This window comes from Halalkalibacter alkalisediminis (genome assembly GCF_028610705.1).
Lineage (GTDB): Bacteria > Bacillota > Bacilli > Bacillales > Bacillaceae_D > Halalkalibacter > Halalkalibacter alkalisediminis.
Genome location: NZ_JAQQWT010000002.1, coordinates 414,014 through 434,327, shown reverse-complemented (window position 1 = coordinate 434,327; position 20,314 = coordinate 414,014). Strand labels below are relative to the sequence as shown.

At 37.3% G+C, this 20,314-nt stretch carries 22 protein-coding genes; 17 read left to right on the top strand and 5 right to left on the bottom strand.

All coding sequences use genetic code 11. The features are described from left to right. Positions 1–2: 2 nt before the first annotated feature. The 5 genes from PQ474_RS04690 to PQ474_RS04670 all read left to right on the top strand — a co-directional run bounded on the left by PQ474_RS04690 (position 3) and on the right by PQ474_RS04670 (position 3,101). A complete protein-coding gene (locus PQ474_RS04690; RefSeq protein WP_273840870.1) occupies positions 3–209 on the top strand; it encodes a DUF1657 domain-containing protein in 207 nt (68 codons plus the stop codon). 15 nt (positions 210–224) lie between these two features. Continuing rightward, a complete protein-coding gene (locus PQ474_RS04685) occupies positions 225–1,085 on the top strand; it encodes a DUF421 domain-containing protein (RefSeq protein ID WP_273840869.1) in 861 nt (286 codons plus the stop codon). A gap of 217 nt (positions 1,086–1,302) precedes the next feature. Then, the gene (locus tag PQ474_RS04680; protein WP_273840868.1) at positions 1,303–1,782 is read left to right on the top strand and encodes a DUF421 domain-containing protein; all 480 of its coding nucleotides are present in this window, start codon (positions 1,303–1,305) and stop codon (positions 1,780–1,782) included. A gap of 36 nt (positions 1,783–1,818) precedes the next feature. After that, positions 1,819–2,619: a potassium channel family protein gene (locus PQ474_RS04675; protein ID WP_273840867.1), complete on the top strand. Its 801-nt coding sequence runs from the start codon at positions 1,819–1,821 to the stop codon at positions 2,617–2,619. 272 nt (positions 2,620–2,891) lie between these two features. Further along, the gene (locus PQ474_RS04670) at positions 2,892–3,101 is read left to right on the top strand and encodes a DUF1657 domain-containing protein (protein ID WP_273840866.1); all 210 of its coding nucleotides are present in this window, start codon (positions 2,892–2,894) and stop codon (positions 3,099–3,101) included. Between the two features lie 46 nt (positions 3,102–3,147). On the opposite strand, the gene PQ474_RS04665 is transcribed toward PQ474_RS04670, so the two are convergent. Then, the gene (locus PQ474_RS04665; protein WP_273840865.1) at positions 3,148–3,528 is read right to left on the bottom strand and encodes a hypothetical protein; all 381 of its coding nucleotides are present in this window, start codon (positions 3,526–3,528) and stop codon (positions 3,148–3,150) included. 166 nt (positions 3,529–3,694) lie between these two features. Between PQ474_RS04665 and PQ474_RS04660 the strand changes: the two genes are divergently transcribed. After that, the gene (locus PQ474_RS04660; protein WP_273840864.1) at positions 3,695–3,910 is read left to right on the top strand and encodes a DUF1657 domain-containing protein; all 216 of its coding nucleotides are present in this window, start codon (positions 3,695–3,697) and stop codon (positions 3,908–3,910) included. Positions 3,911–3,968: 58 nt separating this feature from the next. Here PQ474_RS04660 and PQ474_RS04655 read toward each other — a convergent pair whose 3' ends face one another. After that, positions 3,969–4,328, bottom strand: coding sequence for a DUF4363 family protein (locus PQ474_RS04655; protein ID WP_273840863.1), 360 nt, complete (start codon positions 4,326–4,328; stop codon positions 3,969–3,971). A gap of 98 nt (positions 4,329–4,426) precedes the next feature. Here PQ474_RS04655 and PQ474_RS04650 point away from each other — a divergent pair, with 98 nt between their 5' ends. Continuing rightward, positions 4,427–5,290: a DUF421 domain-containing protein gene (locus tag PQ474_RS04650; protein WP_273840862.1), complete on the top strand. Its 864-nt coding sequence runs from the start codon at positions 4,427–4,429 to the stop codon at positions 5,288–5,290. Positions 5,291–5,421: 131 nt separating this feature from the next. Here the strand turns inward: PQ474_RS04650 and PQ474_RS04645 are convergent, their stop codons facing one another. After that, a complete protein-coding gene (locus PQ474_RS04645; protein ID WP_273840861.1) occupies positions 5,422–6,135 on the bottom strand; it encodes a DUF421 domain-containing protein in 714 nt (237 codons plus the stop codon). A 205-nt stretch (positions 6,136–6,340) separates the two neighbouring features. Between PQ474_RS04645 and PQ474_RS04640 the strand changes: the two genes are divergently transcribed. The 10 genes from PQ474_RS04640 to PQ474_RS04595 all read left to right on the top strand — a co-directional run bounded on the left by PQ474_RS04640 (position 6,341) and on the right by PQ474_RS04595 (position 17,697). Next, positions 6,341–7,486, top strand: coding sequence for a D-alanyl-D-alanine carboxypeptidase family protein (locus PQ474_RS04640; RefSeq protein WP_273840860.1), 1,146 nt, complete (start codon positions 6,341–6,343; stop codon positions 7,484–7,486). Beyond that, positions 7,479–8,072: a nucleoside recognition domain-containing protein gene (locus PQ474_RS04635; protein ID WP_273840859.1), complete on the top strand. Its 594-nt coding sequence runs from the start codon at positions 7,479–7,481 to the stop codon at positions 8,070–8,072. The genes PQ474_RS04640 and PQ474_RS04635 overlap by 8 nt, the downstream gene beginning before the upstream one ends. After that, entirely contained in the window at positions 8,073–8,606 is a 534-nt protein-coding gene (locus PQ474_RS04630) for a spore maturation protein (protein ID WP_273840858.1), read from the top strand. It abuts the gene before it with no gap. Between the two features lie 220 nt (positions 8,607–8,826). Next, the gene (locus tag PQ474_RS04625) at positions 8,827–10,242 is read left to right on the top strand and encodes an NAD-dependent succinate-semialdehyde dehydrogenase (RefSeq protein ID WP_273840857.1); all 1,416 of its coding nucleotides are present in this window, start codon (positions 8,827–8,829) and stop codon (positions 10,240–10,242) included. Positions 10,243–10,717: 475 nt separating this feature from the next. Further along, the gene (locus PQ474_RS04620; protein WP_273840856.1) at positions 10,718–11,446 is read left to right on the top strand and encodes a pseudouridine synthase; all 729 of its coding nucleotides are present in this window, start codon (positions 10,718–10,720) and stop codon (positions 11,444–11,446) included. A gap of 84 nt (positions 11,447–11,530) precedes the next feature. Then, positions 11,531–12,058: a thiol-disulfide oxidoreductase ResA gene (gene resA / locus PQ474_RS04615; RefSeq protein WP_390186519.1), complete on the top strand. Its 528-nt coding sequence runs from the start codon at positions 11,531–11,533 to the stop codon at positions 12,056–12,058. A 15-nt stretch (positions 12,059–12,073) separates the two neighbouring features. Beyond that, positions 12,074–13,720 carry a cytochrome c biogenesis protein ResB gene (gene resB / locus PQ474_RS04610; protein WP_273840854.1) on the top strand — a complete coding sequence of 549 codons (1,647 nt, stop codon included), beginning with the start codon at positions 12,074–12,076 and terminating at the stop codon, positions 13,718–13,720. Positions 13,721–13,778: 58 nt separating this feature from the next. After that, positions 13,779–14,966, top strand: a complete 1,188-nt coding sequence (ccsB, locus tag PQ474_RS04605; protein WP_273840853.1) for a c-type cytochrome biogenesis protein CcsB — start codon at positions 13,779–13,781, stop codon at positions 14,964–14,966. Between the two features lie 242 nt (positions 14,967–15,208). Then, a complete protein-coding gene (locus PQ474_RS04600) occupies positions 15,209–15,922 on the top strand; it encodes a response regulator transcription factor (RefSeq protein WP_273840852.1) in 714 nt (237 codons plus the stop codon). A gap of 2 nt (positions 15,923–15,924) precedes the next feature. Then, positions 15,925–17,697 carry an ATP-binding protein gene (locus PQ474_RS04595; RefSeq protein ID WP_273840851.1) on the top strand — a complete coding sequence of 591 codons (1,773 nt, stop codon included), beginning with the start codon at positions 15,925–15,927 and terminating at the stop codon, positions 17,695–17,697. A gap of 94 nt (positions 17,698–17,791) precedes the next feature. Here PQ474_RS04595 and PQ474_RS04590 read toward each other — a convergent pair whose 3' ends face one another. Both PQ474_RS04590 and metE read right to left on the bottom strand, forming a co-directional pair. Then, positions 17,792–17,962, bottom strand: a complete 171-nt coding sequence (locus PQ474_RS04590) for a hypothetical protein (RefSeq protein WP_273840850.1) — start codon at positions 17,960–17,962, stop codon at positions 17,792–17,794. A gap of 52 nt (positions 17,963–18,014) precedes the next feature. Then, positions 18,015–20,291, bottom strand: a complete 2,277-nt coding sequence (metE, locus tag PQ474_RS04585) for a 5-methyltetrahydropteroyltriglutamate--homocysteine S-methyltransferase (RefSeq protein ID WP_273840849.1) — start codon at positions 20,289–20,291, stop codon at positions 18,015–18,017. Positions 20,292–20,314 lie beyond the last annotated feature (23 nt).

Here is a 20,314-nt window from a genome sequence, read left to right as displayed (position 1 = left end):
ATATGACAGTAGGTAGTCAGGTTCAAGGGTTACTTATATCATTACAATCAATTGATGCTATTCTTTCGTCGCTTGCTGTAAAAACGGAGGAGCGAGAAGCAAGGGAAGCTTTTCATCAAAGTGCCTTAAAAACAAGGACCATTATTAAAGAGATTCAAAAAAGAAAGGGGCAAATTGAATTTGAAGAGCCCGAGTATCAAGAAACTTAGAAAGGAGGGATTAAGATGCAAGGGTGGATTGAGGTTGCACTTCGTAGTTTTATTGGTTTTTTGTTATTTTTCGCTATCGCCAGATTATTTGTAAGAAAGCCGATTGGTGAGACATCCCAATTAGAATTTGGTCTTATCGCCTCAGTCGCCGTCATTCTAGCAATTGGGTCCATTCAATTAGCTATTCCAATCTCTTACTTATTGATTGCTTTACTCATCTGGGTCGGAGGGACATTTGGAGTCCTTATGTTAAGTTTGAAAAATGCATCATTCCGTACTGTGATTTATGGGAAAGGGATCCCGATCATGAAGGATGGGAAAATCCTAGAAGACAATATGAAAAAACAACATATAACAACAGATGAATTACTTCGTAAGCTTCGTGGAAAACAAGTGTTTCAAGTGGCAGATGTAGAATTCGCTGTTCTTGAGGGAAACGGTGAATTAAATGTTCTGGTAAAAAAAGAGCAACAGCCTATAACGGCGAAAATGCTCCATCATCAGGTTCCACCTATAAAAGAACCAGAAACGGTGATTATGGATGGGAAGATTCTTCATGAGCCTTTATCAACACGGGGTTTAAGTGAGGAATGGCTAAAAACAGAGCTTAAGAAGATGGATGCCATTGTAGAAAATGTATTCTTGGCGCAAATAGATGAATATGGCCAATTAACGTTCGATTTATTTGACGATATTCTCCAAGTGCCACAACCAACTGAATTACCATTGCTTGAGGCAAGTATCAAAAAAGCACAAGCGGATATGGAGTTATTTGCACTTGATACTGAAAATGCTCAAGTTAAACAGATGTATAAGTGGTGTGCAGAACAAATGAAGCATGTTCATGAAATGGTATCACCCTATACAAAATCATAACTAGTTGACAGTACAATTAATTACAAGGTGCATGTTTTTAGTTATCATTTAGAATATACCTCCTTATCCCTTCGTTTTGCAAAATTCACGAAGGGATTTTTTAGTGAATTTCAATTTTCTTTTGTCTTAGTGTAATCAATTTGTTGCATCATGCTTTATTTGGGAATACTGTCTTTAAGTTAGAATCCATTGAGTAAATAAAAAGGAGGGGTAAGTGTTGGAATATATAATATCATTTGCTAAAGCATTAGGAATGTTCGCTGTTGGGCTTACGGCATTTCGATTGATGGGTAGTCAAGCAGTTGGAAGATTAACCGATTTTGATCTGGTTGTGGCCATTGCCATTGGTGCTTTAATTGCTAAACCGCTATCAGACCCTGATTTAAATCCATGGATTTCAGTTGTCGCTATTTTTGCATTGGTGATCGCCCAAATAATTATTAGTTGGTTGTCTCTTAAAAGTACAGTCTTTGAAAGTTTTATAGCGGGGAAAACAATTAAGGTGATTGAGAATGGCTCAATTATTATGAATGGATTACGTAAAGCCAGAATCAGCAAAAATGAATTAAGTGAGGAATTACGAGTTAATGGATTTCGATCCCCTTCCGAGGTACAACACGGTTTTCTGGAACCAAACGGTAAGTTAAGTTTATTTGGAAAAGAAAAACAGGACCTGTTAAATAAGGAAAATCAATAAGGTAAACTAGTCGGTTAATCAAGGAGCTATCAATAAATGTTAATAGCGCTCATTAAAAAAGTACTTCAAAAAACAATTAATATAGAACATTGGAAATTAATGATAATAGGTGTTGTTTTCATTATTTTAAGTTCATTTATTATTTATTTATTAGAACCGGATGAATTTAAAAATCCCCTTAACGGTTTTTGGTTTGTGATGACGACTATCTCACAAGTCGGTTTTGGCGATTATATTCCTAAAACCATGTTTGGCAGGCTTTATACAGTCTTACTATACCTTATAGGAGTGGGCTTTTTTGCCATCATTATTGCTAAGTGGGTAGACTTACTAAATAATTATGAAGAATTAAAGGAGAAAGAAATAATGGGTTATAGAGGGAAAAATCATATGATTATGATTAATTGGTCTCAAAAAACGAAAATAACAATTGAAGAAATATTAAACAAGAAGCCAAAACTTGAGATTGTCTTAATAGACCAATTAAACAATTCTCCGTGCCAACATGATCAAATTCATTATGTTCAAGGAAACGTAACGAAGATAGATACACTTCAAAGAGCAAATGTATTGCATGCAGAATCCATTTGTATTTTTGTACCTGATAATATAATCGATGAGGTGGCAGGAGATGGGAAGACCTTATTAATTGCGTCTACCATTAAACAATTGGCACAAGAGAAAAACGCTGATGTTTATATCATAGTTGAAATTTTAGATGAAGACCACATCTCAAATACAAATCTAGATTGTATAGATGAATTCATTTTATCTAACAAGCCATTTTCTCATTTAATGGCTAAAACAGCCCTACATAAGCAGCTTGACTATTCATAGTTTTATGTTTTTTCTATTAATATAGGGGATTAGCCGTATTTTTTTCTATAGTGATATCACTCATGACTCAGTATTTTTTATAGCACAGGTAAAGAAAATCTTATTAAAATGATGATCTTTCAACTCACTCATATATCCGTCTTTAATTACTGTTATATTATATAGTATATCCTTTTATATAAGTTATGGAAGTTATTGGCTGTATAGGATCATTTCAATTAGACATATTAACCTTTATAAGCTTACATTTTTACTTTCTAGGAGACCAGTAAATGACAGTTCAAACTCAAATTCAACAGGCATTAGCTTCTGCACAAAGTGTTGAAGCAAGTTTAACGCAATTCAGTCTAGAAACAGAAAATCAGCAAGCTAAACAAACGTTTCAACAGTTAGCCCAACAGCAAAAAAACATTGTACAACAATTACAAACACGCTATGAGCAAGTTCTTCAAGAAGAACCACAATTTAAAAATAACCAATAATATACTTGAAAAAACAGTAGCAGGATTTTGCTACTGTTTTTTTCTCTTATTTATGTATTTCTAAGGTGCCTAATCCAGCAAAATAACGAACAAAATAGAAAGAAGTATAGATCAAAGACATATAAAATACTCCACACATAACTAATGATGTTGAAAATCGGATTATTAAAAAACCATGATGTGGGTGCTGAATCCAATCATTGATTAAAAATAATCTTTGATTAGATGCCTTGCTATCTATCATCAACCAAGCAAGGTGAATAACAAATAAAGTAGTCGTATGTATAAGAAATAGCCATTGTCGATCTTTCAGGCGATCTATTCTCAGCCGGTATCGGCTGATTAAAAACAACAGCGCAGCTAACCAAGTTAGTCCTTTTGAAAGAATAAATAAAACCCATCCATGCTCATTTAGGAAGACAACCATTTTCACCCTCTATGATTTAAAATACAAATTTATACTAACCTTATTAGGCAACATAACGATAAGAAAATGCCGCCTAGGTCTATTTAGGAAGTGGGTTCTATAGGGTAAATAAAATGATCTTACGGGGAAAGTATAAGGATAGTGCTCGTTAAAGGAGGCGTTTAAAGTGACAGTAGGAACACAAGTTAGGCAAGCTTTAGCAAACGCGAAAAGTGTACAAGCAAATTTTGAAACATTTGCCTTGCAAACGAAAGATGAGGTAGCTAAAGAGAGGTATAGCCAAGCTGCGGCACAGATTCAAGAAATAATTGAAGGGTTAGAAACACGAATGGAGAAAATGGAGGAGGAAGAACCAAGTTTTAAAATGGATAATGAAGTTTGAAAACCTCCCACCAAACAAAAGGCTATCTCAAATTTTTGAGTTAGTCCTTCTATATCTTTTACATATTATAGATTACAGTTAGCTGGTAGTGAATTTGTCGTAATCTTATCAAAGACTCCACCTCATCCTCATCTTTCACATTTTCTTTAAGCAATTCAACTTCTAATTCAATGTCTTTATAATCAGACAGTGCTGCTAAAAGCTGCAACTTCCATTTTCGTTGCGCATATTGTTTTTCAAATTCGGTAATGTTTGAGCGTACCTCATCCCATTCTTTTTGTTCAATCTGATGTTGCAACTCATTGATTTTATTAAATAAAAATTCATCTTTTTCCGTTTTTACGATATTCCCGACATTACAACCTGAAAAGAAGGTTAATATCAGCAATAATCCAAAAGCACTGCTTATTCTTGTCACGTTAACACTCCTTTTAATTATTTTTAAGTAGTATGTTTGGATATAGTTTGCCCAATAATAGAAAAATAGTACATTGTATGAAATAAGGATGGGGTTTTGTGAATGAATTAGGGATTGTTTTGTTTAGAGGCGTGGTCGGAATTACTTTCATGCTAACTTTGGCTCGCCTTATGGGAAAGAAACATCTTAGAAATATGACCTTTTATGAATATGTTGTAGGAATTTCAATTGGGAGTATAGCGGCGGAATTAACGTTCGGTACAGAGGTAAGAATGTCCAATTTTCTTCTTGGGATGATTATTTGGACAATCATCCCTGTTCTCATATCCAAAATGGAGTTAAAATCATTTCGCTTTCGAACATTGACCGAAGGCACACCGAGAATTTTAATTAAGAATGGTAAAATTCTTGAGAAAAGTTTAAAAAAGGAAGATTTCACGGTAGATGAACTTATGATTGCTTTAAGGCAAAAGGATGTATTCAAACTTTCCGAAGTCGAAACAGCTGTTATGGAGAAAAATGGACAAGTTAGTGTAATGAAAAAAACCGAACTGCAGCCATTAACGCCAAAGGATGTGGGGAAGGTAACAGAACAGGAACGCGAACCCCGTATTGTCATTATAGATGGGAATGTTATGGAAAGAAGTTTGAGTGAATATGGTTATACGAAAGAATGGTTGTTAGGTGAAATCATGAAGCAGGGAGCAAAGAATTTTCCAGATGTGTTTTTCGCTCAAATTGATTCGATGGGAAATGTTTATGTTGACCTGTATAACGATACGTTGAAAATGCCACAAGTTAAGCAAAAGTTATTAGTTGCTGCCAATATTAAACAGCTTCAGGCGAACTTAGTGAATTTTTCTTTGCAAACTGAAAATAAAAATGCAAAGGAGATGTACAATGGATATGCCAAGCAAATGGATAAATTGTTAGATGATATGAGTGGATATTTAAAAGAGTAGTATATACATAGCTTGGTTATGCAAACATTCCCAAAAAATGAATTGGGAATGTTTTAATTTGTGTTGTTACCATTTTAGAAATAGAACTAATAAGTTAGAGTATTTGACCTTTTATTGAAAGAAACGCCATATCAGTGTTGAATGCGTTGATGTTTTTCGTCCTTTCGTGAATAAGCGAGGTGTAGCTTCCCTTCGTCATTCATCGTACAAAGAAAAATACTTTCTATACGAACGATGCCTTCGTTTTGCAAACGCAAACGAAGGATTTCTTTTGTTATGTTGAGTTCTTTTATAATCTCTTCTTGCATCATTCCTTCAATGATAACGGGATAGGACATACCACTACTTTTCTTTTTAATCCCTAAATCTTCAATGCTAGGAGCTGATTTCTCGGGCTTTTTTTGAACACTAATGTCCCCGTTTGCTTCAATAACACCTAACAGGACTTCATTTATATCGAATATATTTTTCTGACGAAGTAACTGAAAAATATTATCAATTGTATATTGAATTGATTGTAAATTATCAATTAATAATTGCCCGTCTTTTATCACAACAGTTGGCTCAAACGTGATTAATTTTCCTAATTTGCGTCTTTTTAGAGCGATCTTTGCAACCGCTTTTTGAAAGAGACCAATTGCAACAATTGCAAAGGCTGTATGAATATGGCTAACAGAAGGGTCAGCTAAGTCAGCTCCAGTGACACTTGCTAGCGTAACAAAAATGAGGAAATCAAAAATAGGGACCTGACCGATCGATCTCTTTCCCATAAATAATGTTGTTGCAAGTAAAAGAGGGAAAATGGTTAAGATACGCCCCGATATATTAGCAAGTTCTAATAACATTATAAATCCGTCCTCTCCCTTACGAAATTATCTAATCATTATTTCCTAATTTAGGAAAGATAAACAAGCAAGTTCATTAGTAATTCGTTTATGTTTCAGTCATAACATTGGTTGTCCTGCATAGACATTGCTAGTAAGAGAAGAAAAGACAAGCACAACGTTTCACATCATGAGACTACATTAATACGACAGGACGGGGATCAAAATGGGAACGAAATTTGCACTTATACTGATTGCTTTTTTACTTATTGTCACAGTACCGCTACATGCTCATGCTGAGCAACGAAATTTCTCTGTTTCTGCTCAGGCTGCTGTCCTTATCGAGCAGGAATCGGGAAGAATATTATACGGTAAAAATGAGAAAACACCATTAAGGATCGCGAGTATCACAAAAATTATGACAGCTATTCTGGCAATTGAATCGGAAAAAATGGATGAAATGGTCAAAGTTTCTACAAGGGCAGAAGGTACAGAAGGTTCTTCCATTTATTTAAGAGCTGGTGAGAAGATCAAATTAGAAGACTTAGTATATGGTCTGATGCTTAGAAGTGGAAATGATTCTGCCGTAGCCATTGCTGAACATGTCGGTGGAAGTTTAGAAGGCTTTGTTTATTTAATGAATGAAAAGGCAAAAGAAATTGGTATGGTGAACACGATGTTTCAAAATCCCCATGGTCTAGATGATCATGAAGATCATTACTCAAGTGCTTATGATATGGCGCTATTAACACAATACGCCATGGATAGTGAATTGTATCGCGAAATATCTTCAACTAAAAGTTACCGTGTGGACGGTGAGCAAATTCGTGTATGGCGTAACAAGAATCGTTTGTTAACCGAGCTTTATAAATATTCAACAGGTGGGAAAACAGGGTATACGAAGCGCGCGAAACGAACGCTCGTATCAACAGCTGAAAAAGAAGGCACTGATTTAATTGCAGTAACGCTTAATGCCCCAAGTGATTGGCATGATCATATGAATTTGTTTAACTGGGCATTTGATACATTTTCCATGAATGTGTTAGTAGAAGAAGGGACTCTATCTGAAATAGAAGATGAGTTTTATAAGGATCGTGTATTTGCCCCTTATTCGTTTGAATACCCTTTAACCAACTCTGAACTCGAGTCACTTAATAAAGAAATTACTTTGTATCGCCCGCCAGGAGATACTCGTTCAGAAAATTATATCCCACCCCAACCAGTCGGGAAAGTTGAGTTCAAAATAAATAATGAGCTTATCGGTCAAATCCCATTATTATACGAAGCTCCAGAAGTGCAAGAAAAGAAAGGGTTTTGGGCTAGATTCATTGACTTTTTTTCTTTCACTATAGGGGTGAGAAGTAGTGATTAACAAAATATGGGTTGCGATGCTTGTCATAGGCATTGGATTTGGAGCGGTAAATGGCAGAATGGAAGAGGTAAATGAAGCTATTTTTGCAGGGGCAAAAGATGCTGTCACCATTTGTCTCGGGTTAATTAGTATTCTTGTATTTTGGTTAGGACTTATGCGAATTGCACAAGAGGGTGGACTTTTAAATCTATTAGCGAAATTGATGAGACCTATTGCGACACGCATTTTTCCTGAGGTTCCAGCTAATCATCCTGCAATGGGTTATATATTATCGAATATGACAGCGAACCTTTTCGGGCTTGGGAATGCAGCAACCCCAATGGGAATAAAGGCCATGCAACAACTGAAAGACCTAAATGGGGGAAGAGACTCAGCTAGCAGATCAATGATTACGTTATTAGCCATTAATACAGCGAGTATTACATTGATTCCAACTACAGTTATCTCCATCAGGATGAGTTATGGTTCCGTTTCGCCAACAGAAATTGTCGGGACCACTCTTTTAGCAACGACATGTTCGACTTTGGGAGCATTACTAATCGATCGATACTTTTACTTTAGACGCGTGAGGAAGGGGCGAGCTTAAATGGGCTGGATCACCGTCATTTCAATATGGTTCATACCAGTTTTAATTGCTTTTGTACTGATGTATGGTACGTATAAGCAAGTTCCCACCTACGAGACGTTTGTAGAAGGAGCAAAAGAAGGTTTTGGAATGGCGATCTCCATTATTCCTTATCTCGTTGGAATGCTCGTCGCCATTTCCGTCTTTCGAGCGTCCGGTGCAATGGATTTCATTATTGAATTTATGAAGCCAGCTTTGCAGGCAATCGGAGTTCCATCAGAGATCGTTCCGTTAGCTATGATACGTCCAATCTCTGGAACGGGAGCTTTAGGAATGACCTCCGATTTAATTGCCACGCATGGACCTGATTCATTTATTGGAAGATTGGCTTCAACGATGCAAGGAAGCACGGATACAACGTTTTATGTGCTGACCGTATATTTTGGAGCGGTGGGGATAAAGAAAATGGGGGATGCCTTAAAAGTTGGTTTGTTAGCCGACGTGGTGGGTATTGTTGCTTCCATTATCATTGTAACGTATGTATTCGGTATGTAGGAAAGCAGATAAAGGTCTGCTTTCCTGTTCTCATTCTAAGCATAAAACTAGAGAGTAATCTCCATTTTTTTCATTGATTTTTTGATTATCGTTTGAAAAAATAAAGAAGAGGTTACAGATTAGTAGACAGATCTACAATTATCTAGCTGTTAAATCGCTAGCGATTCCAGCTTTGTTGTACATCTATTATTCTCAAATTGTTCCTAGGAGGAGAAAAGTTATGAAGAGTTGGGATTTATTAATTGGCGGAAAATGGCTCTCGCTAAAAGAGACATTTGAAGTGACAAACCCTGCTACTGGAGACGTGATTGGAAGCGTTCCTAATGGAGGGAAATCTGAAGCAAGACAAGCTGTCGATGCAGCCTACGAGTCTCTTCCAAGTTGGCAAGCCAAAACGGCGCTTGAACGTAGTGAGTTGCTTCTTAAGTGGCATCAATTAATTAATGAAGAAGCAGCAGAGATAGCAAAACTAATGACTATAGAACAAGGGAAACCTTTAAAAGAAGCTCTCGGAGAAGTGAATTATGCAAATAGTTTCATTTCATGGTATGCAGAAGAAGGAAAACGAATTTATGGGGAAACGATTCCCGCATCCTTTCCTAATAAAAGAATACTAGTACAAAAACAACCTGTGGGTGTAGTGGCTGCCATTACGCCTTGGAATTTTCCTGCGGCCATGATCACGCGAAAAATTGCACCAGCTTTAGCTGCTGGTTGTACAGCTGTTATCAAACCTGCTGAACAAACACCACTTACTGCTCTTTATTTAGCTAAATTAGCTGTACGAGCAGGTATTCCTGATGGCGTTATCAATGTCGTGACGGGAAACCCTAAAGAGATCGGTTCGACTTGGATGAGTGATGAAAGAGTAAGGAAAATTACATTTACGGGTTCCACTGAAATTGGAAAACTTCTGATGAGACAGGCGGCAGATACAGTAAAAAAGGTGTCTTTAGAACTTGGGGGGCATGCACCATTTATCGTAATGAACGATGCTGACCTTAATTTGGCTGTCGAAGGGGTAGTGGCATCAAAATTCCGAAACGCTGGTCAAACATGCGTTTGTGCCAATCGTATTTATGTACATGAAGATATCATGAACCCGTTCTTAGCTAAATTCATTGAGAAAGTGAGAGATCTTTCTGTTGGAGATGGGTTGAAAGAAGGGGTAGAGATTGGACCGCTCATTGATGAAGATGCGATTACGAAAGTACAAGATCAAATTCGTGATGCGAAAGAAAAAGGTGCTTCAGTATTAGTTGGAGGAGACCTTATTTCTGGACTCTTCTACCAGCCAACTGTTCTAGCAGGAGTAACTGATGAAATGGTTTGTATGAATGAAGAAACGTTTGGACCTCTTGCGCCTGTTGCAACGTTTTCAAAAGTAGAAGAAGTTATTAAGCGTGCCAATAATTCGAGATTTGGCTTAGCAGCCTACCTCTATACACAAAATTTATCTCATGCAATAAAAATGAGCGAGGCGTTAGAATATGGAATTGTCGGTGTCAATGATGGACTTCCAGCAGTAGCTCAAGCTCCGTTTGGAGGCTTTAAAGAAAGTGGATTAGGTAGAGAAGGTGGCCATCACGGGATTGAGGAATTTTTAGAAACGAAGTACATCTCTTTGGGTATTTAAACGGAGAACTTCTACTAGTAAAGAATGATTGAGACCAAATTCGATTTGGTCTCTTTTGGTTTTGAATAGGAAAGGTAAGAGTGGAGTCATTTAGTTTTTAGCGGACACTGGTTCCGTTATCCAATCAAAATAGATCTAATAATAGAGTTTAGCGGACATTAGTTCAGCTATACTGATAATGAACAGTCTAATTCTTATCAGTTTGAGAAACAAAGTAACTTATGTCCGATACAACCAAAAAACAAGAGGGTGTAAGGAAATTGCAGAATGAATGCAGCTGATTAAACTATGGTAACGGTGATTTTTCAAGTGAAACGGGTATGTTTTGTTGTTAGAAAATGAGCGTGTCGAATTATCGACAGGAATAAACTAACTATTCAAATTAAAATGTTTTTTACGGTAATCATATGAGGAGGCCCTCTTAGGCTTGAGAATTCATAATTGAAAGAGTATGATGGGACATGAGGTGAAAGAGATGGAACGGTTACAGAAAGTGATTGCCCAAGCCGGTATTACATCAAGGCGCAAGGCAGAACAGCTTATTATTGAAGGAAAAGTAAAAGTAAATGGACAAGTAGTGCGTGAACTTGGAGTAAAAGTAACGCCTAATAAGGATGAAATTGAAGTTGAGGGTGTCCCGATTGACCGTGAAGAGCCTGTTTATTATCTACTCTATAAACCAAGTGGAGTGATTTCTAGTGTGAGTGATGATAAAGGAAGAACGGTTGTGACTGATTTTCTAGAAATCGAACAACGAATCTTCCCGGTAGGTCGATTGGATTATGATACTTCTGGGTTAATTTTATTAACAAATGATGGAGAATTTGCGAATATGCTTATGCACCCTAAATTTAAAATTGAAAAAGTGTATGTAGCAAAAGTGAAGGGGATCCCTTCAAGAGAAGCGTTGAAAAAGCTGCAATATGGAGTCATGCTTGAAGATGGAAAGACTGCCCCCGCAAAAGTGAAAGTGATGTCGATTGATAAGAAAAAGCAAACGTCAATCATTCAACTTACTATTCATGAAGGTAGAAACCGACAAGTAAGAAGGATGTTTGATGCGATAGATCACCCCGTATTAAAACTAAAACGTGAACAGTATAGCTTTCTGAATTTACGTGGTTTAAACCCTGGTGATGCTAGAACTCTTAAGCCAATTGAAGTGAAACATTTACGTGAATTAGCTGTCACGAAACCGTCATAAAGCAATCATAAATTGTGATGTTTCTAACGTTATAATAGAGAAAATTGCTTTAAATTGGTTGATTCAAAAAAGGGGGAGAGTTTGTTGAAACAAAAACGCCTAATAATGCGATCGAGCATTCTGGCTGTTATCGCAATTGCTCTTGCCTATACGTTTTACTCAAACTTTATTGCTGACCGAAGTGTCGCCAAAGCTGGTGAGGCTTCAGTCAACTTTGTTCTGAATGATCTAAAAGGGGAACGTATTGAGCTTGAAGGATTAAAAGGAAAAGGGGTATTTCTTAATTTCTGGGGTACTTATTGCCCACCATGTGTAAAAGAAATGCCGATTATGGAAGAGTTATACACCGAGTATAAAGAAAAGGGTGTAGAAATTATTGCAGTAAACGCAGCTGAACCAGGACTAACGGTTGAACGTTTTGCTGAGCGTTACGGGCTTACTTTTCCGATTGCCATTGATAAGGGAAGAGACGTAATCGATGCGTATGGAATTTCGCCATTACCAACAACGATATTAATTGATGAACACGGAACAATTGTGCGTGTGCATCAAGGTGGAATGACAGAGCAAATGGTTCGAGACTTCATGGAAGAGATTAAACCCGGGACATAATTGAGGTGCACGAGAATGAACAAAATCACATGTGAATGTACGCATGAAAATCCACAAGGAACGATCGTTTGTGAATCGTGTGGCAAACCTCTTGATGATCAAGAAAATCAAAAACAGCTACTCGATATGAAATATGAAGGCGTTGCCCGCCGGTCACAAACGTACACAACGACATTTATTGATAAAATTTGGATGTTCTTTTCTTCAGTAAAGGTGGGAATTTGGTTGATCGTGCTGACACTTCTCGCATCAGCACTTGGTACCATTTATCCGCAGGAAATGTATATCCCACCGACTGTGAATCCAGCACAATACTATGTCGATGAATACGGAATTACTGGACAATTATACTATCAGTTAGGTTTTCATAATTTATATGGTTCATGGTGGTATATGCTCTTAATTGCAGCATTAGGTGTTTCGATTTTCATCGCTAGTTGGGATCGCGTATTTCCATTATACCGCGCTTTAAAAACGCAGCGGGTAACTAGGCATGCTAACTTCTTAAAAAGACAACGTGTGTATGGAACGTCTAAAGTCCAAGACATTGATTATTCTTTGGAACTAGCTAAAGCAAAATTGAAAGAGAAGAAATACAATCTATCAGAAGAAAATGGAAACATCGTTGCTGAAAAGGGACGTTTTGCTAGGTGGGGTCCTTATATTAATCATATTGGGTTAATCGTCTTTTTAATTGGTTGTATGCTTCGTTATTTTCCTGGAATGTATATTGATGAAAATGTCTGGGTTCGTGAAGGGGAAACGACCGTTGTCCCTGGGACGAATGGACAATATCATATTGGTAACGAGGAATTTCTCGTCGAATTATATGATGAAGATGATGAGATTTTCGGAGAAGCCATGCAACGGGCTGGTGGTCAGATTGTAAAAACCTATCAAACGGATGCGGTACTGTATGAAAGTGAATCTACTGGAATAGTTGGCGAAGGTGAACTAGTCGAAGTTGATCGCCATAAGATTCGTGTCAATGAACCGTTTAAATTTGATGGCTTTGCTCTTTATCAAGTAGATTATAAACTCCATGAATTGAACACAATGAGTTTTACACTTGAAAATAAAGCAACGGGTGAAACAACTGGACGTATTGATGTGAATCTCTTTAATCCAGAACGAATTTATGATTTAGGAGAAGGCTATCGAATTGAAATAAGAGAGTATTTTCCTGATTATTTCTTAAATAGTTCGAATGTCCCGTCCACTCGTTCGCAAATTCCGGACAATCCGGTGTTTATTTTTGATATGTATACTCCAGAAACACCTGAAGGAGAAGTGAGTTTTGTTGGAATTCAAACGAATCTTGAACCTATGGGTGAAAATAATTATAAAATGACGTTTATTGACGTAGATACGAAACACGTAACTGGACTAGTCGTTAGAAGAGATTATACGCTTCCTTTCTTAATTGTTGGGGGAATTATTTTCATGATTGGGTTAACACAAGGTTCGTATTGGTCTCATCGTCGCATTTGGTTACAACGTATAAATGGTGAGGTTTGGATTGCAGGTCATACGAATAAGAATTATCTTGCTTTACGTAAAGATATTGATTATGCGATTGCTGAGACGGAAATTTCCTCACCGATTGATCAGGTTGAGGCTGAAGAGTCCAAGCAAGAAGAATTGAAAAAAATAGAAGGTTAATAAGAGGAGAAAGGGAATGTGAGTGAGTATTCCCTTCCTTTTGTCAGGAGGTTTTATCATGGGAGCAATTAGTGGAAATCTACTATTTATTGCTTTTTTCCTCTATCTTGGTGCGACAATTACTTTTACCGTATCAATAACAGGAAAGAAATGGCGTAACAAACAAGGGGAAATGAACGGAAATCGTTGGGGATTAATTGGATATATTTTATCGATTTTAGGCTCGATCTTTTCACTTGGCTATTTCATTACTCGCTGGATACATGCTGGTCATGCGCCGGTAAGTAATATGTTTGAATACATGACGTTCCTTGGAATAGCGATTGGTTTTGCTTTTGTTATTATCTATGCTATTTATCGTTCTAATTATCTTGGAATGTTTACCATGCCTATTGTCATGCTCATTATTGCGTATGCTTCCATGTTCCCTGGAGAAGTAGCACCGCTTATTCCAGCTTTACAAAGCTATTGGTTGAAAATACATGTTATTACAGTAGCGCTTGGACAAGGAATTTTATCAATTGGATTCGTTGCTGGCCTCATCTATTTGATTAGGACGCTCGACTTTACGAAAACAAATAAACAAACACGAGCACTTGAAATGGTGATGTACTCGATTATCAGTTTAGTTGGTTTCATTTTAATGGGGTCGATCTTTAATGCAATGAATTATGAATCTACATTTGCCTATGTGAATGAAAATGGCATTGAAGCTGAAATGGTTTACAACTTACCGGCTTTAGTAGGTCCTAACGAAGGTCAGCTTTTAACAGAAGGAAAAATGACACCATTATTTGATGCCCCGGCGATCATAGTCGCAAATGATCTTAATACGGTTATCTGGTCTCTACTTTCTGGTTTGGTTATCTATTGGCTATTACGTCTTGTCCTACGTAAACGAATCGGTGGTGCCATTCAACCAATCCTAAAAGGTGTGAGCCCGCAAGCTATAGATGAAGTAAGTTATCGTGCTATTGCGATTGGGTTTCCTGTTTTTGCACTTGGAGGTCTTGTCTTTGCGATGATTTGGGCGCAAATCGCCTGGACTAGATTCTGGGGGTGGGACCCTAAAGAGGTATGGGCGCTAGTGACCTTCTTGTTCTATGCGGCATACTTACACTTACGCTTGTCAAAAGGTTGGCATGGAGAAAAGTCAGCTTGGTTATGTGTAATCGGTTTTGCGATCATCATGTTTAACTTAGTGTTTGTAAACCTTGTTATTGCGGGTCTTCACTCGTACGCTTGATGATACGAACCCTCGCTGCATGCGAGGGTTTTTTTCAAAGATATAGAATGAACGTGCCTTAAGTTATTCAAAAGGCTGATTATAAAATCTGAAATTGCGGGGAAGTTTTTTAATGGTAATCCTTTACCTACTCTCATTACTTAAAGTAGGATAGGGAAAAATAAGCTGATAGGCCTTAGTTTTTCTCGCAACTTATTCGTGTTAGACTACATATAAGAGACCTTAATTAGGAGGAAGTAAAGATGGAAAAAGAAGCGCGTATTTTAGTAGTGGATGATGAAGATCGAATTCGTAGACTATTAAAAATGTATTTAGAACGTGAAAATTATGAAGTGGAAGAAGCAGAAAACGGTGAACAAGCCCTAGAATTGGCTTTAACGGATGAATATGATCTTATTTTACTTGATATTATGATGCCTGGAATGGATGGGATCGAAGTATGTCAAGAACTTCGTAAAACGAAAGCAACTCCTGTTATGATGTTAACAGCAAAAGGAGAAGAGGCAAACAGGGTTCAAGGTTTTGAAGTTGGGACAGACGATTACATTGTAAAGCCTTTTAGCCCAAGAGAGGTTGTACTTCGGGTAAAGGCGTTACTAAGACGTTCTTCGTCCACTAAGTTTTTGCATACGGAAACACAGGCGAAGGATGTTCTTGTTTTTCAACATTTAATGATTGATAACGACGCTCATCGTGTGACAGTTTCAGATCAAGAAATTAGCTTAACGCCTAAAGAGTATGAATTGTTACATTATTTAGCGCAGTCTCCAGATAAAGTATTCTCTCGTGAGCAACTTTTAAAAGATGTTTGGAACTATGATTTCTTTGGTGATTTAAGAACAGTAGATACTCATATAAAGAGACTACGTGAAAAACTAAATAAGATCTCACCTGAGGCGGCATCAATGATTTCAACAGTTTGGGGCATTGGCTATAAATTTGAGGCTGTGAAGTAATAATGTTTTGGCGCAGTGTCGTAGGGAAGCTCTGGATTACCATTTTGCTTCTAGTATCTGTTGTACTAACCGTACTAATGGTTTTGTTGTTGCAGTCGTTTGAACGTTTTCATGTAAACGAAGCGGAATCGCGCCTTTTAAACCATGCGGTTATGATTTCGTCTATTTATCAAGAGTATAGTTCGGAAAGTGATGCGTTAAATACCATTTTCCAGTATACCGAAGCTTTCGATATGCATGTCATTTTTTTAGTCGAAGGTGAAAAAGTTTGGAGTTCAGATGAGGCTGAAGCACATCAAGTCGCACTCGATACTTTTTTTACAGATGAAACCTTATCGCAAGTTTTTTCAGGAGAGCAGGTTGTGATGACAGAAGGGGACTTTCCATTTACAGGTAATGGTGAGGAGTTTCTATCTGAGATTATGATAGTTGGAATTCCATTGCAACTTGACAACGTAGAGGATAGTGCTTTATTTTTATATCAATCGCTTTCAGCCATTGAAGAGGCATCCAATGAAACACGACAGATTATTTATTTTTCAGCTGGAATTGCCATAGTTTTAACGACGATCTTTGCTTTCTTTCTTTCATCTAGAATTACAGCCCCTCTTCGCAAAATGCGTCAAGTGGCCTTAGAAGTCGCACAAGGGAAATTTAAAACAAAGATTCCGATATTAACTCACGATGAGATTGGCCAACTTGCCATTGCGTTTAATCGAATGGGTCGTGAGTTAAACAACAACATTCATGCACTTAATCAAGAAAAAGAACAGCTTGCTCGTATTTTAGTCAGTATGGCAGACGGTGTTGTCACGTTAAACAAAAAGGGTCGAGTCGTATTAACGAATCCACCGGCTGAGCGTTTTATCCAGTCTTGGTATTATGAGCAAGGAATGAATGATGATGTCGATCAAATCTTACCTGATACGTTACAAACGTTATTTGAAAAAGTCGTTCTTCTTGAAAAAGAACAAATGAGTGAAGTGGAAATACAAGGAAGAAGTTGGACGATTCTGATCACACCTTTATACGACCAAGATGAAATAAGGGGTGCGGTTGCCGTTTTACGTGATATGACGGAAGAGCGAAGGCATGATAAGTTAAGAAAAGACTTTATTGCGAATGTTTCGCATGAGCTAAGGACCCCTATATCGATGCTCCAAGGATACAGTGAAGCCATTATTGATGACATTGCCGGGTCTGATGAAGAGAAGAAAGAGATCGCCAAAATTATTTATGACGAGTCATTGCGGATGGGCCGATTGGTTAATGAGTTATTAGATATGGCTAGAATGGAAGCAGGTCATGTTGAGCTAAATATTGAAACGGTTGAAGTCGAATCGTTTAGTGAACGAATTGTTCGTAAGTTTCAAGGTTTAGCTAGGGAACAGGATATAACACTATCACTTGATAGTAATGAAATAACCACTATAACCTGTGATCCTGATCGTATTGATCAAGTGTTAACCAACTTGCTTCACAACGCGATCCGTCATACAGAAAGAGGCGGTCAAGTCACACTAGCGGTATGTCAATATGACGAAGGAATTAAGTTCGATGTGAAAGATACAGGCTCTGGAATTCCAGAAGTTGATTTGCCATATGTCTTTGAACGCTTTTATAAAGCAGATAAAGCGAGAACAAGGGGACGCTCGGGCACAGGTCTTGGACTTGCGATAGCTAAAAATATTATTGATGCCCATGATGGTCATATTTCTGTTCACAGTAAAGTAAATGAAGGGACAACGTTTTCTTTCTTTATTCCGAACAAGTAGCGATATCAAAATATATGGAATGCAAAACAAACAAGAGACAATCTTATTTTTTTAAGATTGTCCTTCTTTGTTTAAAAAACAGATTTTCATCTTTTTAAAACAAGTTTTGATAAATATGTACCCATTTTTGTTGGGTATTATCATCCGTTAAAGCAAGATATTGAAACAAGATCGTCAAACTTTTCGCATCCAACTTCTTAATAAAAGCAGCAATTACTTTTTCATCATTCATATTTTGCAGGAAGTAGACGAGTTCATATCTCACTTTAAAACCAACTCCTCTGTAGAGAATAGATATTCCATTGAACAGGTTTTTATTATACTTCTACGGTTAAAGCGCGTGCTTTTTTAGCTGCCTTTACCATATTTTTAAGAGCTGCTATCGTTTCGACCTCTGTTCGTGTTTTCAAGCCACAATCTGGGTTGACCCAGAAAAGAGAAGGAGAGAGTACAGACAAGGCTCGTTCAATAGTCAAAAGCATTTCTTGTTCACTTGGGATTCGGGGACTGTGTATGTCATATACCCCAAGCCCAATACCTTTGTTATATACAGTTGTTTCAAATGCTGAAATAAGTTCCGCATGACTTCTTGAAGTCTCAATGGAGATGACATCAGCATCTAAATCGTAAATTGAATCAATGATTTCGTCAAAGTCGCAGTAACACATATGTGTATGAATTTGAGTCGAATCTGCTACTGCAGAGGTAGTGGTACGAAAAGCCTTAACTGCCCAATTTAGGTATGCTTCATGCTTGCGTTGTTTTAATGGCAACCCTTCCCTTAAAGCAGGCTCATCAACTTGAATCATCGTAATACCAGCATCTTCTAATAATTGCACTTCATTTAATAAGGCTTCAGCAATTTGAAAAGCGACTTCTTCATTAGGAATATCGTTACGGACAAACGACCAATTTAAAATCGTGACTGGACCAGTAAGCATTCCTTTGACGGGTTTGTTTGTTAACGATTGTGCGTATAAAGTCTCCTTTATTGTCATCGCTTCTAAAAAAGATACATTTCCGTAAATAATAGGTGGTTTGACACAACGTGAACCATAAGATTGGACCCAACCATTCTTAGAAAAAGTGAAGCCTGCTAACTTCTCACCAAAAAATTCAACCATATCAGTTCGTTCAAATTCACCATGTACGAATACATCTAAATCGATCTCTTCTTGAATCGCAACCCATTTTTTGATTTCTTCTTTAATTTGAATGTCATACTCTTCATTTGTAAGTTCTCCTTTTCGCCATTTAGCCCGAGTCTGACGAATTTCTTTTGTTTGCGGGAAGCTGCCAATGGTTGTAGTAGGTAGTAGGGGCAAGTTCCACTTTTTCTGCTGTAAATTTTGGCGCTGTATAAAGGGTAGGGTTCTCTGGTTTGGTAAATGTGTTTGAGATTTCTCTTTACGCCATTTGGATGTTGCTAATTCATTATATGTTTGATGATGTAATGATAATTCGTGCATTTTAGCCGGAGTCGGGGTTCTGACTACTTCTTTTAACAGTTTTAATTCCTCTAATTTTTCAAGACAGAAAGCTAATGCATTTTTAACGAGCGGCTCAAGTTGAGTTTCATGTTTTAAACTGACGGGAACATGAATCAAGCTTGAGGAAGGCTGAAGAATCTGACGTTCAAAAGGGACGTAGTCGTTAAGCTTGCGAACAAGATCAAGAGTAACATTTAAATCACTTTTCCAAATGTTACGGCCATCGATGATACCTGCACCCAATATTTTATCCTTGGGAAATCCGTATGTAAGGATGGATGTGAGATTTTCCTCTTTTCCAAAAACGAAATCAAGTCCTATGCCTTTAACGGGTATCTGAATCAATTCTTCGTAGTGCGTAACGGATTCAAAATAAGTTTGAAGAATGAGATCTAGTCCCAGAACCTGACTGGTGATTGTTTCGTAAGCCGTCGAAAATAGCTTCATTTCTTCTTTTGTCATATCAGTAACAAGAGCTGGTTCATCAATCTGTACAAGTGACGCACCTGCTGTTTCAAGCTCTTGTAATATCTGTATATAAATAGGTACAAGGCGATTTAAGATCGTTGCAAATTCATCTTGCTTGAATCCTTTAGACAGCTTTAAAAAAGTAAATGGTCCTAGTATCACGGGCTTACCGATCATGTTTAATTCATTCTTTGCTTCAAGAAATGCTTGAAGAGGTTTGTTTTCTACTAACATAGGAGTTTGATTATTATCTATTTCTGGAACGATGTAATGGTAATTCGTATCAAACCATTTCGTCATTTCACAAGCGTGGGCATGCTCATTTCCTCGAGCCATCGCAAAATATGTTGTTAACGAAACGGGTCCACCTGAGTACTCAAAGCGTTTAGGAACTAAACCAAACATCGTAGCCGTATCAAGGACGTGATCATAATAAGAAAAATCACCAACAGGAATATAATCAATATCCAAATCTTTTTGTTTTTTTAGATAATTTAAACGGTAATTTTTCATTTGTTTTAGAAAAGTATCCTCAGAAATAGTGGAAGACCAAAAAGCTTCAAGCGTTTTTTTCCATTCGCGGTTCTCCCCGATACGTGGGTAGCCGAGATTACTACTACTAATAATGTTTGTCATGATAAACCCTCCATGTTCATTTT

Bases quoted from the DNA above. Each gene is read 5' to 3' on its own strand.
- ccsB (WP_273840853.1), top strand. From the start codon at position 13,779: ATGGGAGCAATTAGTGGAAATCTACTATTTATTGCTTTTTTCCTCTAT.
- PQ474_RS04675 (WP_273840867.1), top strand. From the start codon at position 1,819: ATGTTAATAGCGCTCATTAAAAAAGTACTTCAAAAAACAATTAATATA.
- PQ474_RS04595 (WP_273840851.1), top strand. From the start codon at position 15,925: ATGTTTTGGCGCAGTGTCGTAGGGAAGCTCTGGATTACCATTTTGCTT.
- resB (WP_273840854.1), top strand. From the start codon at position 12,074: ATGAACAAAATCACATGTGAATGTACGCATGAAAATCCACAAGGAACG.
- PQ474_RS04620 (WP_273840856.1), top strand. From the start codon at position 10,718: ATGGAACGGTTACAGAAAGTGATTGCCCAAGCCGGTATTACATCAAGG.
- PQ474_RS04685 (WP_273840869.1), top strand. From the start codon at position 225: ATGCAAGGGTGGATTGAGGTTGCACTTCGTAGTTTTATTGGTTTTTTG.
- PQ474_RS04625 (WP_273840857.1), top strand. From the start codon at position 8,827: ATGAAGAGTTGGGATTTATTAATTGGCGGAAAATGGCTCTCGCTAAAA.
- PQ474_RS04690 (WP_273840870.1), top strand. From the start codon at position 3: ATGACAGTAGGTAGTCAGGTTCAAGGGTTACTTATATCATTACAATCA.
- PQ474_RS04630 (WP_273840858.1), top strand. From the start codon at position 8,073: ATGGGCTGGATCACCGTCATTTCAATATGGTTCATACCAGTTTTAATT.
- PQ474_RS04670 (WP_273840866.1), top strand. From the start codon at position 2,892: ATGACAGTTCAAACTCAAATTCAACAGGCATTAGCTTCTGCACAAAGT.
- PQ474_RS04600 (WP_273840852.1), top strand. From the start codon at position 15,209: ATGGAAAAAGAAGCGCGTATTTTAGTAGTGGATGATGAAGATCGAATT.
- PQ474_RS04640 (WP_273840860.1), top strand. From the start codon at position 6,341: ATGGGAACGAAATTTGCACTTATACTGATTGCTTTTTTACTTATTGTC.
- metE (WP_273840849.1), bottom strand. From the start codon at position 20,291: ATGACAAACATTATTAGTAGTAGTAATCTCGGCTACCCACGTATCGGG.
- PQ474_RS04645 (WP_273840861.1), bottom strand. From the start codon at position 6,135: ATGTTATTAGAACTTGCTAATATATCGGGGCGTATCTTAACCATTTTC.
- PQ474_RS04665 (WP_273840865.1), bottom strand. From the start codon at position 3,528: ATGGTTGTCTTCCTAAATGAGCATGGATGGGTTTTATTTATTCTTTCA.